Below are 14,496 nucleotides of genomic sequence, written 5' to 3' on the forward strand. Positions count from 1 at the left end.
ACAGAAGTCGATAATGATTATCAATACTAATTAAAGGGGTTACATCAGGATGAAACAGAAGCTATTTATTTTATTTACTATTATGCTAGTTGTTCTTTCTATCGTTGGCTGTTCTTCTCAAAAAGAAGAATCGAAAGCGAAAGAACAACCGAAAACAAAAGTTGTAAAACACGCTAAAGGGGAAGCTACAATTCCAGTAAATCCAAAGAGAATTGTTGACCTATCTGGATCAACAGAAGAATTATTACTTCTTGGACACAAACCTATCGGTACAGCAAACACATATAAAGATAAAATCCAAAATCATTTAACAAAAAAATTAGACGGCGTAAAGGCAGTAGGTTGGTACTGGGCACCTAAAGTTGATTTAGAAGCTGTTACTGCATTAAAACCAGACTTAATTATTTTAAATAATCGTCAATTGAAGATCTATGATCAATTAGAAAAGGTTGCACCAACAGTTGTTTTAGAAACAAACTTAGAAGACTGGCGCGGTAAGTTTAAAGAAGTAGGTAAACTATTTGACGAAGAAAAGAAAGCAGACAAATGGATTGCAGACTACGATAAAAAAGCAGACTCTTTATCTAAAAAAATTAAAGAAAAAACAAAAGATGAGAACTTTATGTTCGTCGCAGTTACACCACAAAACTTCCGTGTATACGGTAACTTCGGATACGGTGACATCATCTTTAATGACTTAAAACTTCCAGCAACAAAAGGTACGGATTTAAAACAAACGATGGCACAAGTATCGCTAGAAGGTCTTGTTGCATTCCAACCTGATCAAATGTTTATTGTAAACTTTGGCGGCGAAGCTGATAAAGTTTACGAAGACTACAAAAACAGTGCCGTTTGGAAAGACAATAAAGCAGTTAAAAACAATCACGTATATGAAGTATCCAATGAAATCTTTAATACGAAAGCTTTCAATCCAATCGGAAAAGATATGCTAATTGATGAAATCGCAAAACAAATTCTAGATAAAAACAAGTAAAAAAGCAGCTCACCATGAGCTGCTTTTTTTCTTACTTTGCACTGCGTATTGCTTCATTTTTTCAATCGTCTTCACAAAACCTTCTTTTGATTTAATACGAATACCACGCTTCAACTTCGCACGCTCATAGCTCTCAAGCTTTTTCATATCAATTTGAAAGAAAGAATGGATCGCATTATCACTTTTCGGCACCCCTTTGAAGATTTGTAATATCCCTTCCTCTGACACACCAAAATAACCACTCGTCTTTAATAAAGGAGAAATATCATCAACTTTCTTCTGTAATACAATTTGTACATCATCACGATCAACGAGTTGCCATCCTTTATATTGCTGTAGAAACTTTTCTAAGTCCGCTACTTTTTCTGTAAATATTTCCTCGCTTACTTCTCCATCAACATACATTCGCTCTAATAAAATTGTAACTTCAGGCTCTTTTTCTGTTACTTCTGGTACTGGCCCTTCCGCCTTCACATTCGTTTCATAAACGAAACAAAACATCATAACGAAAGCTTGCATCGTAATCAGCATCCATTTCATTTCCGTTCACCTCTTTTAGGCAAGATCAAACTTTCATTAGTAGTTTTTCCGGAAATGGGGGTTTTATCCATATAAACAAAAACATTATAATTCTCTTGAAAATAAAAAATGCAGATAAAGTTTTATCTTTATCTGCATTAGCATTTGTTTTTATACAAAATGAAAGACGCCTGCAAAGCAGGCGTCTTGATGCGTTTACGGCGAGAGACCAGGCGACCACATTCGCGTGTTTAGCACTTAAGCATATCTCTCGTCTTACGTAAATTAGCTCATCGCTTTGCTAATATAACATTAATAAAGTATAAGTGCAACATGTTTATAAAAATATTTTATTTCCTCTTTTAACCAAACGAACTTTATGTAAATTATAAATTGATAAATGCAATATATATGTTACAATTAATGTGACAGCGAAATCATAATAAACAGGAGATGGATATTGTGAAAAAAATAAAGGATGAACGTCTCATTCTGAAAACATTAAAAAACATACGTATTGCCTTTCTTTTTCAATCGCTTGGTATAATTGGCATTTTAGGCTATATCGGATTCAATGAAGGAATGGATCAAATTACAAAATCTCCGTTATGGTTATTATTTATCCTTACAAGTATCGTACTTAGTTATTTACAGTTAAGTGTTTCTATCGATGTAGAAGAAGGCGAAAAGGATATAAAGTTAACTCCTTATTACAAAATTATTTTACGCTCTCTTATTGTAGGAACTATTATAGCCATTATTTATATCATTTTCAGTCCAGAAAGACCTCTCTTTGAGGCTATTCTAACAGGTAGTATTTTCTTTATATGTTTTTTAATTTCTTACTCCATTAGTTATTTTATTAAAAAACGTCGTTTACAAGATGAAGATGAATAAAGAGGAAGGGCTACCCCTTCCTCTTTTGTTTTGCTATCGCATAGTACCAGTTAAACCGTAACGAATGTCTCGGAACATATTCCCTATATCACGATTAAAATCGTTTGTAACTGTACCATTACGTAAGCGTGTACTCATTGCATCGACACGAGTAAACATGTCATTTCTTACAGAAACATATACGTTTCTGTTTCCAACTTCATTTGAAACCGCTTGACGAACTTCGTTTGCAAGTGCCGTTTCATTCGATACTGGATTACGCGGTTTTACCGCAATTGCCACATCGTTTCCATATACAACTGTAGACACGCGGTCTACGTTATTCATACGCTTTACACGATTTGTTATTTTTTCTGCTGTTTTACCATCATTGTTAATGTATGAATTGTTCATTGTAATATTACGTGTCGGATGCGGGTTAGCAATTTGACCGTTGTAATTTACATCGCGGTAATAATTGTTATATCCTGTATCGTTACGACCATTTCTATATGTTACATAATCTGTATAACGATCATTACGCGTTACATTATCACGATACTGGTGTGTATCATTATAAGATGTACGCTCGTAATTGTAGTTACGTCCATCCATTGCATTGTTATCTTTTGGTGTACCACATGCAGCTAATGCACTGGTAACTAACAAAGAAGCAGCAATCACTTTTACTTTCGTATTCAATACAAAAACCCCCTCTGTTAGAATGAGCTTCTCTTCTGAAAAGCTCCCTCTTATGATGAGTAACAGAGAAGGTTTTTACACTGTTAATATTTCACTGGGGATTTTCTAACATTTGATGTAAATCCTCCATTTCCGGAACAACTCTACATACAAAAAAGGTGGGAATAATCCCACCTTTTTTAAACTTCCTCTTCGTCCTCTTCTTCTGAAACTGGTTCTCCAAATACATTTGGTGGATCTGGTTGATAATACATCGTTCCTGGCTGTGGTGCATATGCCGATTGAGTTGGTTGATAATATAACGGATTCGCATATTGCGGGCCTCCAGGTTGCGGACTATATAACCTACTCTCTCCTCCGCACCCACAATCTTCCTCTCCTTGCACGAGCGGTGGCATATTATTATCCATTGGCATCATATTTGGATTTGGCATAGACGTATATTGTGGTCCAAACGGTGCTCCTTGCTGATATGGCATTTGATATGGATTTGATGGTTGATAATATGGATTCGGCGGCATCATAGGCTGTTGATACGGCATTTGATATGGCATCATATTTGGCATTTGATTATTATCCATATTCGGCATTTGGTTGTTATCCATGATCGGCATCATATTCGGCATTTGGTTGTTATCCATGATCGGCATCATATTTGGCATTTGATTATTATCCATATTCGGCATCATATTCGGCATTTGGTTGTTATCCATGATCGGCATCATATTCGGCATTTGATTGTTATCCATGATCGGCATCATATTTGGCATTTGATTATTATCCATATTCGGCATCATATTCGGCATTTGGTTGTTATCCATGATCGGCATCATATTCGGCATTTGATTGTTATCCATGATCGGCATCATATTTGGCATTTGATTATTATCCATATTCGGCATCATATTCGGCATTTGATTGTTATCCATGATCGGCATGATGTTTGGTATTGGGTTATTATCCATGATTGGCATTATATTTGGTGGTTGATTATTATCCATGATTGGCATTATATTTGGCGGTTGATTATTATCCAACATTGGCATGATGTTTGGCATTTGAATATTTGGCGGTATTACTTGTGGAATAACTACATTCTCTTTCGTTACATTTGGTGATACTATATTCCCTACATTTTCTTTCTTCACTTGCGGTGACACGATGTTCCCTACATTTTCTTTCTTTACTTGCGGTGATACTATGTTTCCTACATTTTCTTTCTTCACTTGCGGTGACACGATGTTCCCTACATTTTCTTTCTTTACTTGCGGTGACACGATGTTCCCTACATTTTCTTTCTTTACTTGCGGTGATACTATGTTTCCTACATTTTCTTTCTTTACTTGTGGTGATACTATGTTTCCTACATTTTCTTTCTTTACTTGTGGTGATACTATGTTATTTTTTTTCGTTTGCGGAGAAATGATGTTATTAGGTTTCATTTTAGTAATTTGAGGAGCAATTAACTCGCTTCCTTTTTTAATTACATCTGAAATTTTATATTCTTTTTTCGCTTTTATTGGTGGTTGCGGCGGCTGTGGTAATACATTTACCGAGAATTTCGTGTTTTCTTTCTCTGCTGGTTTTTGTTTTTCTATAACAGGTGGTTTTTGAATAACAGACGGTTTTTCAACTGGTTTTTCTATTTGAATTGGCTTTTCTTTTTGCACTTCTTTTTGTGGCTTTACCTGTACTTCCTTTTGCGGTTTCACTTGCATTTCCTTCTGTGGTTTTACCTGTACTTCTTTTTGTGGTTTTACTTGCACTTCTTTTTGTGTTTGTTGCATAGCAGGTTGCTGTGTAATTGGCGCTGCTTGATACGTAACTTCTTCCTCATCCTCTATTCCAAGCGGAGTTGGCGTTGCTGCAAATTCTTTTTGTTGGACTTCTTTTACGTATTGTTTTGGAGGTGCTGAACCTGCTCCAGCATGTTGTTTCACGTGAACGCTGTTTGATGGTACTTTAATTTTCATACCTGGCATGATTAAATCTGGATTACTAAGTTGTGTATTTGTATTTTTCAACGTATCAAAATCCACTCCATACTTTTTCGCAATTTTCCAAAGGGTATCCCCTTTTTGCACGATATGAATTTTCAAATTTTCCCCCTCCTGTATAACTTATCTATAAGTAACAAATCTCATGAAGTAACCCTTTCTAAATAACGCTAACTTCTTTTCACTTGTATCACTTTTTCGGTTTTCAATATCATTAGAAGTGGAATAAGCATAAGAAAATCGCAATGATTTCTTCAAAACAATGTATGCCCATTTCGTTCTCGTTATGATTATATGCATGAAAAAAAGCAACAGAAACACCGTTGCTTTACACACGCTCTAACATACGATTTAATGCGAGAACCGCTTCTTCAGTCACTTGTTTATCTACGCTAATAACGTTAATTTCTTCTCCTCTTTCTACCGTTTCAAGCACCCATAATAAGTGCGGCAGATCAATTCGGTTCATCGTTAAACACGGACACATAAATGGATTAAGTGAAACAATCTCTTTATCTGGATGTTGCTGAATAATTCGGTTCACTAAATTCATCTCTGTACCAATTGCCCATTTACTTCCAGGTGGCGCTACTTCAATCATATCAATAATATATTTCGTTGATCCTGCGTAATCCGAAGCATCAACAACCTCATAACAACATTCTGGATGTACAATAATATTCATATCCGGATGATTCTTCCGTACATTTTCAATATTTTTCACTGTAAAGTTTTGATGAACCGAACAATGACCTTTCCATAAAATCACTTGAATTTCTTCTATATCTCCATCGTACTCTAATGAATCTGTATACGGGTCCCATACTGCCATTTTATCTAACGGGATGCCTAAATCGTACGCTGTATTTCTCCCTAAATGTTGATCCGGTAAAAAGACAAGCCTTTCTTTTTGTGTAAACGCCCAAGATACCATTTGTTTTGCATTAGAAGAAGTTACTGTCGCTCCTCCATTGCGACCACAAAACGCTTTAATTGCAGCTGTAGAGTTGACATATGTTAATGGAATCATCGTATCTCCAAATAATTTCGTGAGCTCTTTCCACGCTCTTTCTGTTTGTTCGATATCTGCCATATCTGCCATTGAACAACCTGCGCGCATATCTGGCAAAATAACGATTTGATCAGCTGTCGTTAACATATCAGCTGTTTCTGCCATAAAGTGTACACCACAAAACACAATATATTTTGCTTCTTTATTGCTCGCTGCAACTTGCGCAAGCTGAAGTGAATCTCCTGCCGCATCAGAAAATTGTACCACTTCATCCTTTTGGTAATGATGTCCTGGAATAAATAATGTTTTCCCCATTTTTTCTTTAATTTCACGAACCCGCTTTTCCATATCTTCTGTTGACATCGTGTGATAACGCTCCGGTAACATCGTTTCAATCGGTTGCACTTTTTCTAAAATACTCATATTTCTTTCTCCCCCTCTAAGCCACTTTCCTTACGCCTCAATATTGAAACTAATATCAAGTGCTTTCACTGAATGTGTTAACGCTCCAAGTGAAATATAATCTACCCCTGTTTTTCCGTATTTCGATAAATCTTCAATTGTAATGCCTCCTGAAGCTTCTGTAACGATGGCACTTGGTACAATCTTTGAAAACTCTCGAATCTCATCTGGCGTACGGTTATCAAACATAATAATATCCGCACCAGCAGCTACAGCCTCTCTCACTTGTTCTTCCGTTTCTGTTTCCACTTCTACTTTCACCATATGCCCTAATTTTTCTTTCACCGATGTAACAGCTTTCGTAATAGAACCAGCAAAAGCAATATGATTGTCTTTAATCATGACACCATCATATAAACCGAAACGGTGATTAAATCCGCCTCCGCATACGACTGCATACTTATCAAACATACGTAGCCCTGGCATCGTTTTTCGCGTATCACAAATGCGTGTATGGCTGCTATCTAAAGCAAGAACAGCTTTATGTGTCATTGTCGCTATCCCGCTCATACGCTGGATAACGTTTAATATAACGCGCTCTGCCGTTAATAACGATGCGATTGGACCTTGCGCAGTTGCTATTATTTCGCCCTTTTCTACAAGATCTCCATCTTTTTTATGAAGCTCCACTTCCATTCTTTCATCAATTAATTTAAATCCTTCTTCAATTACTAAACGCCCCGCAAAGATACCTGTATCCTTCGCAAGAAACGTTCCTTTTGAAAGTAAATTGTCTGGAAAAATAAGCTGAGATGTTACATCTCTTTCTCCTATATCTTCTAGAAAAAATCGATTTAATGCTTCTTTCACTTTTATCGTGTTCATAGAGCCCCTCTTCCCTTCATCACACAAGTTGTAGTTTTCTTTTCACTCGAACGATCTCTTTTTTTACGCTATTTCTATCTGGATAATCACTTCGATAATGGCCACCAATACTTTCTTCTCTTTGCAAAGCTGATACGACTATAAGCTCACAGGCTGTTAACATATTAATAAGCGTTATCTCTTCATTTGTAAGAGCATCATGTTGTAATATCATATTTCGAACACCATACTTACTAAGCCATCTCTTTGCATAAGATAAACTTTGCTCTGTTCGCACAATCCCAACATATTTCATCATGCATTCTTGTATTTCTTCTTTCGCCGGCAAATGATTCAGAACGATAAACTTCTTTTCCTTCTCAGCCACGTTGTTCCAGCTTTCTTTTGTCGCTTTAGTTAAAATATGTTTTCCTATTCTTTTTCCAAACACAAGACCTTCTAATAATGAATTACTTGCTAATCTATTTGCTCCATGAACACCATTACAAGCTACTTCACCGACCGCATATAAATTTGGAATGGACGTCTCCCCATCACAGTTCGTTTTCACGCCGCCCATATGAAAATGAGCACCGGGTACGACTGGAATGCGTTTTTTATTTATATCGACACCATTCTTTTTACACAATGATGATACCGTCGGAAAACGTTCTTCGAAATTTTGAATAGACTCGATATTTACATACACTTGTTCACCCGCCAAAAGCTGCTCATGAATCGCTCTTGCTACTACATCACGTGGTGCGAGATCGTGATTAGGGTGTATATTCATCATAAAACGCTGCCCTTTTCCATTCATAAGGACAGCTCCTTCCCCACGGACAGCTTCAGAGACGAGGCCGCAGCATCGTCCGCTCGTGTATAACATTGTTGGATGAAATTGTACAAACTCTAAATCTACGAGCTCCCCGCCTGCGCGGTACACCATCGCAAGTCCATCACCCGTAATTGTCTTATCGTTAGAAGTAAAGGCGTATAAACCGCCAATCCCGCCTGTTGCTAACACCGTATACTCTGCAACGTAACGCTTCAACTTCCCTTCACTAGTTCTTGTTAAAACTCCAACACATTTATCATTTTCTATAATAAAATCAAGCACCATTTCCTGTTCCACTACCGTAACGTACGGAGCTACTTCTTGAATAAAATGCTCTAATAAATTCTTTCCTGTTGCATCGCCACCTGCATGTAAAATACGACGCTTTCGATGTGCGCCTTCTTTTCCAAGATGAGGACCCGTTTCATCTCCATCAAATTTCATTCCATTTTCAATGAGATTATTCATTTCTTTCGGTCCTTCCTCGACTAAATAACGGACCACATCTTCATTGTTATAATGACATCCTGCTACTAACGTATCTTCAAAATGATCATTTGGATTGTCATATGTTGCAACCGCTGCGGCAATTCCACCTTGCGCTAAATATGTATTATTATTACGATTTGTTTCCTTTGTGACAATAATCACATTCTTTTCGTGACAAATCTCTTTCGCAACACGAAGTGCCGCAACGCCACTTCCAATAATTAAGACATCTGCACTTGGCATAATTGTTGCCTCCTACTTTACACTTTTCAACTGTCTTGACACCTATATTTACATAGTTTTAAAATAATGACAAGAGTTTTTTTATAATTCTTATTTTCACTACCATTTAAAAAATACAAGAAATGTAACTCTTACTAGGGAGAGGAACTTACATGATGATATATCTTGACTATGCAGCTACTACACCTATGAGTGAAGAAGCATTACACACATATATGAAAGCAGCATCGCAATACTTCGGAAATGAACAAAGTTTACATGATATTGGAGGAACAGCCTCTTCTTTATTACAAGTTTGCCGAAAAACATTTGCTGAAATGATTGGTGGAAAGGAACAAGGGGCATTTTTCACAAGCGGTGGCTCGGAATCCAACTACCTTGCGATTCAATCCCTTCTCAATGCTCGAAATAAGAAGCACATTATTACGACACCTATGGAACACGCATTCATTCGAAGTTATTTTCAATCCTTACAATCAGAAGGGTATACCATTACTGAAATACCTGTTGATGAAGACGGGCTAATTCATTTAGAAGATTTAGAAACAGCTATTACAGAAAATACTGTTCTAGCAAGCATACAGCACGGAAACTCTGAAATCGGAACCGTTCAAAACATCACAGAGATCGGGGCACTTTTAAAAAAATATAACGTTTTATTTCATTCAGATTGTGTGCAAACATTTGGTAAACTTCCTATTAATGTTTTTGAGATGGGAATTGATAGTCTCTCTGTTTCAGCACATAAAATATACGGACCAAAGGGTGTTGGCGCTTGCTATATAAATCCCCAAGTTCGCTGGGCACAAATATTTCCAGGAACTTCTCACGAAAAAGGATTTCGCCCAGGTACAGTAAACGTTCCTGGCATCGCATCTTTTTTAACAGCTGCTGAGAATATATTAAAAAATCAACAAGAAGAGAGCTTACGTTTTAAAGAGTTACGATCCTACTTTTTAAGACATTTACAAGCGCTTCCTCTAGAAATTCAAGTAGAAGGTCATTCTACTTCTTGTTTACCACATATTGTTGGGGTTACAATAAAAGGAATAGAAGGTCAATATACAATGCTAGAATGTAATCGCCACGGTATTGCCATTTCCACTGGAAGTGCTTGCCAAGTCGGTAAACAAGAACCTTCGAAAACAATGCTTGCAATTGGAAAAACGTATGAAGAGGCAAAACAATATGTTCGCTTCTCTTTCGGACAACAAACAACGAAAGATCAAATTGATACTACTATTCATGCACTACACACAATTGGAAATCAATTTTATAGAGGTGTTAAATCATAATGAAACAAAATGACCAAAAAAAGATTTTAGGTGAAGAAAGACGACAACTTATCCTTCAGTGGCTTCTCGCTGCAAATGAACCGTTATCTGGGAATGAACTGTCGAAAAAGACAAATGTAAGTCGACAAGTGATCGTGCAAGATATTTCCTTGCTTAAAGCACGAAACGAACCGATTATCGCGACTGCTCAAGGGTATTTATATTTAAAACCACAAGAGAAACAACAAGCTTTCGAACGCGTAATTGTATGCCAACATAAACCAGCGGAAGTACGTCAGGAACTTACAATGCTTGTTGATCACGGCGTTACGATTAAAGATGTAAAAGTTGAGCATCCTGTATACGGTGACTTAACAGCGTCCATCATGGTAAGTAATCGATTTGATGTAGAGCAATATTTACAAAAAATCGAAAACACAAATGCTTCCTATCTTTCGCAGCTAACAGATGGTATTCACTTACATACAATTGAGGCAGATTCAAAAGAGAAATTAGACGCTGCTTGCGAGGCACTAGATAAAGCAGGATTTCTCGTTTATTAATTCATGTAAAGCACAGAGTTTTTATCATTCTCTGTGCTTTTTTAATGCTATAATATTGTAATCAATTGTAAAGGGGATCAAACATGGGAATCGAACTCGTTCACTTTAGCATTGGCAAACCGAAACAAATGAAATATAGCGAAGATAAAGAAATGATTACTGGTATATGTAAAGAACTTACAGAAGAAGCTTTCCTCTCAAAAGATGGATTTCGTGGTGATGACGTAGCAGATTTAAAACACCACGGGGGACCTGATCGCGCAGTTTGTGTGTATCCACATGAGCATTACGCACTATGGGAAGAAGAATTTCAAACTACGCTTCCAGCTTCCACATTTGGCGAAAACATTACCGTAACAAATATGTTAGAGCGTGATGTTTGCATTGGAGATACATATCAACTAGGTGAAGCAACCATTCAGGTCACACAAGCGAGAGTACCTTGTAGCACTATTTCAAAACGTCTCGGTATTCCTGGCATACTGCCTCGCATTGTAGCAACTGGATTTACTGGTTACCTATGCCGCGTTCTTCAAGAAGGTACTGTACGTAAAGATTCTAAAATTACATTACTAGAACGTCAACCGGGCAACGTTTCTGTTTTGTTCTCTAACGAAATTTATTTTCATAATAGAAAAGATAAAGATGGCATTGAAAAGATTCTTGCTGTTCCAGAACTAGCCGATATTTGGCGTGGTCAGTTAGAGGATCGTCTTGCGAAATTAAAATAAAGAATCCCACCATTTATAGGTGGGATTTTATTTATCTATCACAAAATGTATTATCCGATGAAATTATACCAGCAATTAGAAGGGAAATGTCGACAGTTCATCCACCTCTCTTACAACCAATAAGAAGAATAACTCCCCAGCACAGTAACAGAAAAACCGAGCGCTTCAAGTTCCATCGTTACGCCTGGCAATAATACATCATCGTATGCTTTATCGACATCAATTAAGAAAAAGTAATTTCCTAGTCCTGTTTTCATCGGACGAGATTCGATTTTTGATAGATTTAATTTTCTCCATGCGAAAGCTGATAACACTTGATATAGCGCCCCTGCATAATCAGCAGGTAACGTTATCATAAGCGTCGTTTTCTCTCCGCGGTTTTCTCCGTTATTTGGGAGTATTGCTTTCTTTTTTTTATGGAGCACGAGGAAGCGTGTATGATTATTTTTATGTGTATGAATGCTACGTCTTACGATCGTTAATCCATATTTTTCTGCGGCCGCTTCATTTGCAATGGCAGCGATTTTTTCTTCAGGGTGTTCTTTCACATATTGCGCAGCTGCACTTGTTGATGTCATATCTCGGACGGTTACCCCTTTTAATTCTTCATTTAAAAACTTATGACATTGTGCAATAGCATGCGGATGAGAATGCACTGCATATACTTCTTCCCACACTTCTGCATACTGCGGATGTACAAGTAGATGTTGCTGAATTGGTACTGTAATTTCTCCTACAATAGAAAGTGGTTGCTCATGTACGAGATAATCAACTGTTATATTCACTGAACCTTCTATAGCATTTTCTAGTGGTACCACTGCATAATCTACATTTCCATTTGCAGCTGCATCAATACAGTCTGGAATCGTTCGATACGGTACATGCTCTGCTTCTGGAAAAAAACGACTCACCGCCATATTTGTAAATGTTGCTTCTGGTCCTAAATATCCTACTCGAATCATCGTCTTTTCCCCTCTTTTTCATTTTCTTACTGTTATACCATACTTTTTTATATTCTTCTATGTAAATTTCGAATATTAAAAAAAGACTAGCATTCGCTAGTCTAAATGTTTCCTATATTCTCTTTGAGCGAAGAAGAAATACATGATGCATGCAGCAATATAAAATAGAATAAACAAGCCTACTTTTCGTAATGAACCATCCATAAATATCGTATTATGAAACGTATATAACGCAACCGCACTATGCATACTCCCAACTAGAATTGGCGCAAAAAATAGCATACACAATTGCCAACGGGAAATTTTCCACACTTCTTCTTTCGTCATTCCAAGCTTAGAGAGCGCCCCGTACTCTTTACGATCCGATGCAATATTATGAAACCATTTAAAATATACGATGCTACATGATGTAAGGAAAAATAATATACTAATGAATGATCCTATAAATAGAGTAATATTGCCGAACTCTTTCATATTCACATATAACTCCATATTACTTCGAAATGCGTTATTATCATCTTGTTTCATATGTTTCCGTAAAGCTTCATTTAATTTTTTCGTATTTTCGATATTTGGTAATGTGTATCCTCTATACATCATTTTTTCAGAATCCGGAACCTTATTTGCTATACTGTCAAAATCTTCATCATTCATAACGAAAAACAGACCGTTAATGTGCGCAAGATGATAGTTAAATCGCACCCCTTCTTTCTGACCCTTAAATACGAATGGATACGTTTGATTCATTACTTGTAATTGAATCTCTTTTTGATTATATATATTCGAATGATTGTATTTATTATAATAAACGAGTGTAACAGTTCCTTTTTTAGGATGATACGTTTTCTGTTTTTGTTTTCTTGCCTCTTGATTGTATTCACTTTCTTTAATGAGCAGCGCTACTTCTGTTTCTCCCTTGTTGGACTGAAAAGATGCATACACTCCAACAAAACTCATAGATTGAAAATCATCATATCCATATTGATGCAGTAATTGTTCAACCGCATCCTTCTCAAAGACTTCATGAGTAGAAACACCTTTTTCTATATATGAAAATGAGTGTACGCCCCCATCCCGCCACATATCTTGCATACCAGAAAAATATAAGAACACCGTACCTGTTGCCGTAACTACAAACGTCGTTGCCATTGACATTAGAAAGAAAAAACGACCATTTTCCTTCATTCGATGTGACAATTGATTCACTATAAATAAGTACGGATATGTATACATAATCTTTTTATTTCGTTTTATCACTTCTAATATTTGAGCAGTGCCATGCGTAAATGAAAAATACGTTCCGAAAAAGACAAGTATAGACACAGGAAAAAAGTATAATGCTATCGTTGGCATCGTCGCTTGTAACGCTAACGCATATCCTATCCCTAAACAACTAAAGCCGAATATGCAAAGCCACATTGATGTTTTCTTCTCTTTTTTATCTGTTCGAAATTCTTTCAATAACCGAATGATTTTTATATTCCATATTCGTAAAGCACTTATAAAAGATAAAACAACGAATACGACCATATACGCAATAAACGTTCCCCCAATTGCTCTCACGTCAAATATGACAGGAAGTTCTTTCGGAAGCCCCAGTAACATACTAAACACCATGAAAAAGAGCTTTAAAAAGATCACGCCAAGCCCAATGCCAAAAATATTAGCAAATATCCCGATTAATATTTGCTCGGTCATAATCACTCCTATTACGTTAGATTTCGTTGCTCCCATTAACATATATAATCCTAATTCTTTCTTACGTGCCTCTATGAAAATAGAAGTAGCGTACAAAATAAATATGACGAAAAAAGAAATGATAATAACATTACATATAATCAGTCCCCAGCGTACGTTTTGATACCACATCGTCTCCTGCATATACGGATGTACAATGACAGACATGTATGCAAAAGACGCAAATATTGCAAAACAACTACTTAAGAAAAATACTTTATAATTACGCCAATTTCCTTTTATATTTTGCAGCGCTAGTTGCCGAATGTTCATCTATCGTCCCCCTATGACTT

General features: G+C 36.6%; 12 protein-coding genes and 1 pseudogene. 5 read left to right on the forward strand and 8 right to left on the reverse strand.

What is annotated here, in order from left to right; all coding sequences use genetic code 11:
- The first annotated feature begins 49 nt into the window (after positions 1-49).
- Positions 50-994, forward strand: a complete 945-nt coding sequence (locus QCI41_RS12480; protein WP_087982123.1) for an iron-hydroxamate ABC transporter substrate-binding protein — start codon at positions 50-52, stop codon at positions 992-994.
- A gap of 9 nt (positions 995-1,003) precedes the next feature.
- On the opposite strand, the gene QCI41_RS12485 is transcribed toward QCI41_RS12480, so the two are convergent.
- Positions 1,004-1,534 (reverse strand): BofC C-terminal domain-containing protein, encoded by a 531-nt coding sequence (locus QCI41_RS12485; protein ID WP_353837387.1) that lies wholly within the window; start codon positions 1,532-1,534, stop codon positions 1,004-1,006.
- A gap of 432 nt (positions 1,535-1,966) precedes the next feature.
- Between QCI41_RS12485 and QCI41_RS12490 the strand changes: the two genes are divergently transcribed.
- On the forward strand, positions 1,967-2,410 hold the full coding sequence (locus tag QCI41_RS12490) for a branched-chain amino acid ABC transporter substrate-binding protein (protein WP_353837386.1): 444 nt from the start codon (positions 1,967-1,969) through the stop codon (positions 2,408-2,410).
- 33 nt (positions 2,411-2,443) lie between these two features.
- On the opposite strand, the gene QCI41_RS12495 is transcribed toward QCI41_RS12490, so the two are convergent.
- From QCI41_RS12495 to nadB, 5 genes and pseudogenes are all read right to left on the reverse strand, one after another.
- On the reverse strand, positions 2,444-3,091 hold the full coding sequence (locus QCI41_RS12495) for a YhcN/YlaJ family sporulation lipoprotein (RefSeq protein WP_353837385.1): 648 nt from the start codon (positions 3,089-3,091) through the stop codon (positions 2,444-2,446).
- Between the two features lie 1,942 nt (positions 3,092-5,033).
- Positions 5,034-5,190, reverse strand: a pseudogene (gene safA, locus QCI41_RS30675) (SafA/ExsA family spore coat assembly protein); the annotation flags it as partial.
- A 226-nt stretch (positions 5,191-5,416) separates the two neighbouring features.
- Positions 5,417-6,523 (reverse strand): quinolinate synthase NadA, encoded by a 1,107-nt coding sequence (gene nadA / locus QCI41_RS12505; RefSeq protein ID WP_353837383.1) that lies wholly within the window; start codon positions 6,521-6,523, stop codon positions 5,417-5,419.
- A 30-nt stretch (positions 6,524-6,553) separates the two neighbouring features.
- Positions 6,554-7,387, reverse strand: a complete 834-nt coding sequence (gene nadC, locus QCI41_RS12510; protein ID WP_353837382.1) for a carboxylating nicotinate-nucleotide diphosphorylase — start codon at positions 7,385-7,387, stop codon at positions 6,554-6,556.
- 19 nt (positions 7,388-7,406) lie between these two features.
- Positions 7,407-8,936, reverse strand: coding sequence for an L-aspartate oxidase (gene nadB / locus QCI41_RS12515; protein ID WP_353837381.1), 1,530 nt, complete (start codon positions 8,934-8,936; stop codon positions 7,407-7,409).
- Between the two features lie 152 nt (positions 8,937-9,088).
- Here nadB and QCI41_RS12520 point away from each other — a divergent pair, with 152 nt between their 5' ends.
- From QCI41_RS12520 to QCI41_RS12530, 3 genes are all read left to right on the forward strand, one after another.
- Positions 9,089-10,231: an IscS subfamily cysteine desulfurase gene (locus tag QCI41_RS12520; protein WP_353837380.1), complete on the forward strand. Its 1,143-nt coding sequence runs from the start codon at positions 9,089-9,091 to the stop codon at positions 10,229-10,231.
- Positions 10,231-10,773 (forward strand): transcription repressor NadR, encoded by a 543-nt coding sequence (locus QCI41_RS12525; RefSeq protein WP_000812240.1) that lies wholly within the window; start codon positions 10,231-10,233, stop codon positions 10,771-10,773. Before QCI41_RS12520 ends, QCI41_RS12525 begins: the two co-directional genes overlap by 1 nt.
- Positions 10,774-10,856: 83 nt before the next feature.
- Positions 10,857-11,504 (forward strand): MOSC domain-containing protein, encoded by a 648-nt coding sequence (locus QCI41_RS12530; RefSeq protein ID WP_353837379.1) that lies wholly within the window; start codon positions 10,857-10,859, stop codon positions 11,502-11,504.
- A 110-nt stretch (positions 11,505-11,614) separates the two neighbouring features.
- On the opposite strand, the gene pheA is transcribed toward QCI41_RS12530, so the two are convergent.
- Both pheA and QCI41_RS12540 read right to left on the reverse strand, forming a co-directional pair.
- Positions 11,615-12,466 carry a prephenate dehydratase gene (pheA, locus tag QCI41_RS12535; RefSeq protein WP_046956290.1) on the reverse strand — a complete coding sequence of 284 codons (852 nt, stop codon included), beginning with the start codon at positions 12,464-12,466 and terminating at the stop codon, positions 11,615-11,617.
- 96 nt (positions 12,467-12,562) lie between these two features.
- A complete protein-coding gene (locus tag QCI41_RS12540; RefSeq protein ID WP_353837378.1) occupies positions 12,563-14,476 on the reverse strand; it encodes an FtsX-like permease family protein in 1,914 nt (637 codons plus the stop codon).
- Positions 14,477-14,496: the final 20 nt, after the last annotated feature.

The sequence above is a fragment of the Bacillus cereus group sp. MG4 genome (assembly GCF_040460055.1).
GTDB lineage: Bacteria > Bacillota > Bacilli > Bacillales > Bacillaceae_G > Bacillus_A > Bacillus_A wiedmannii.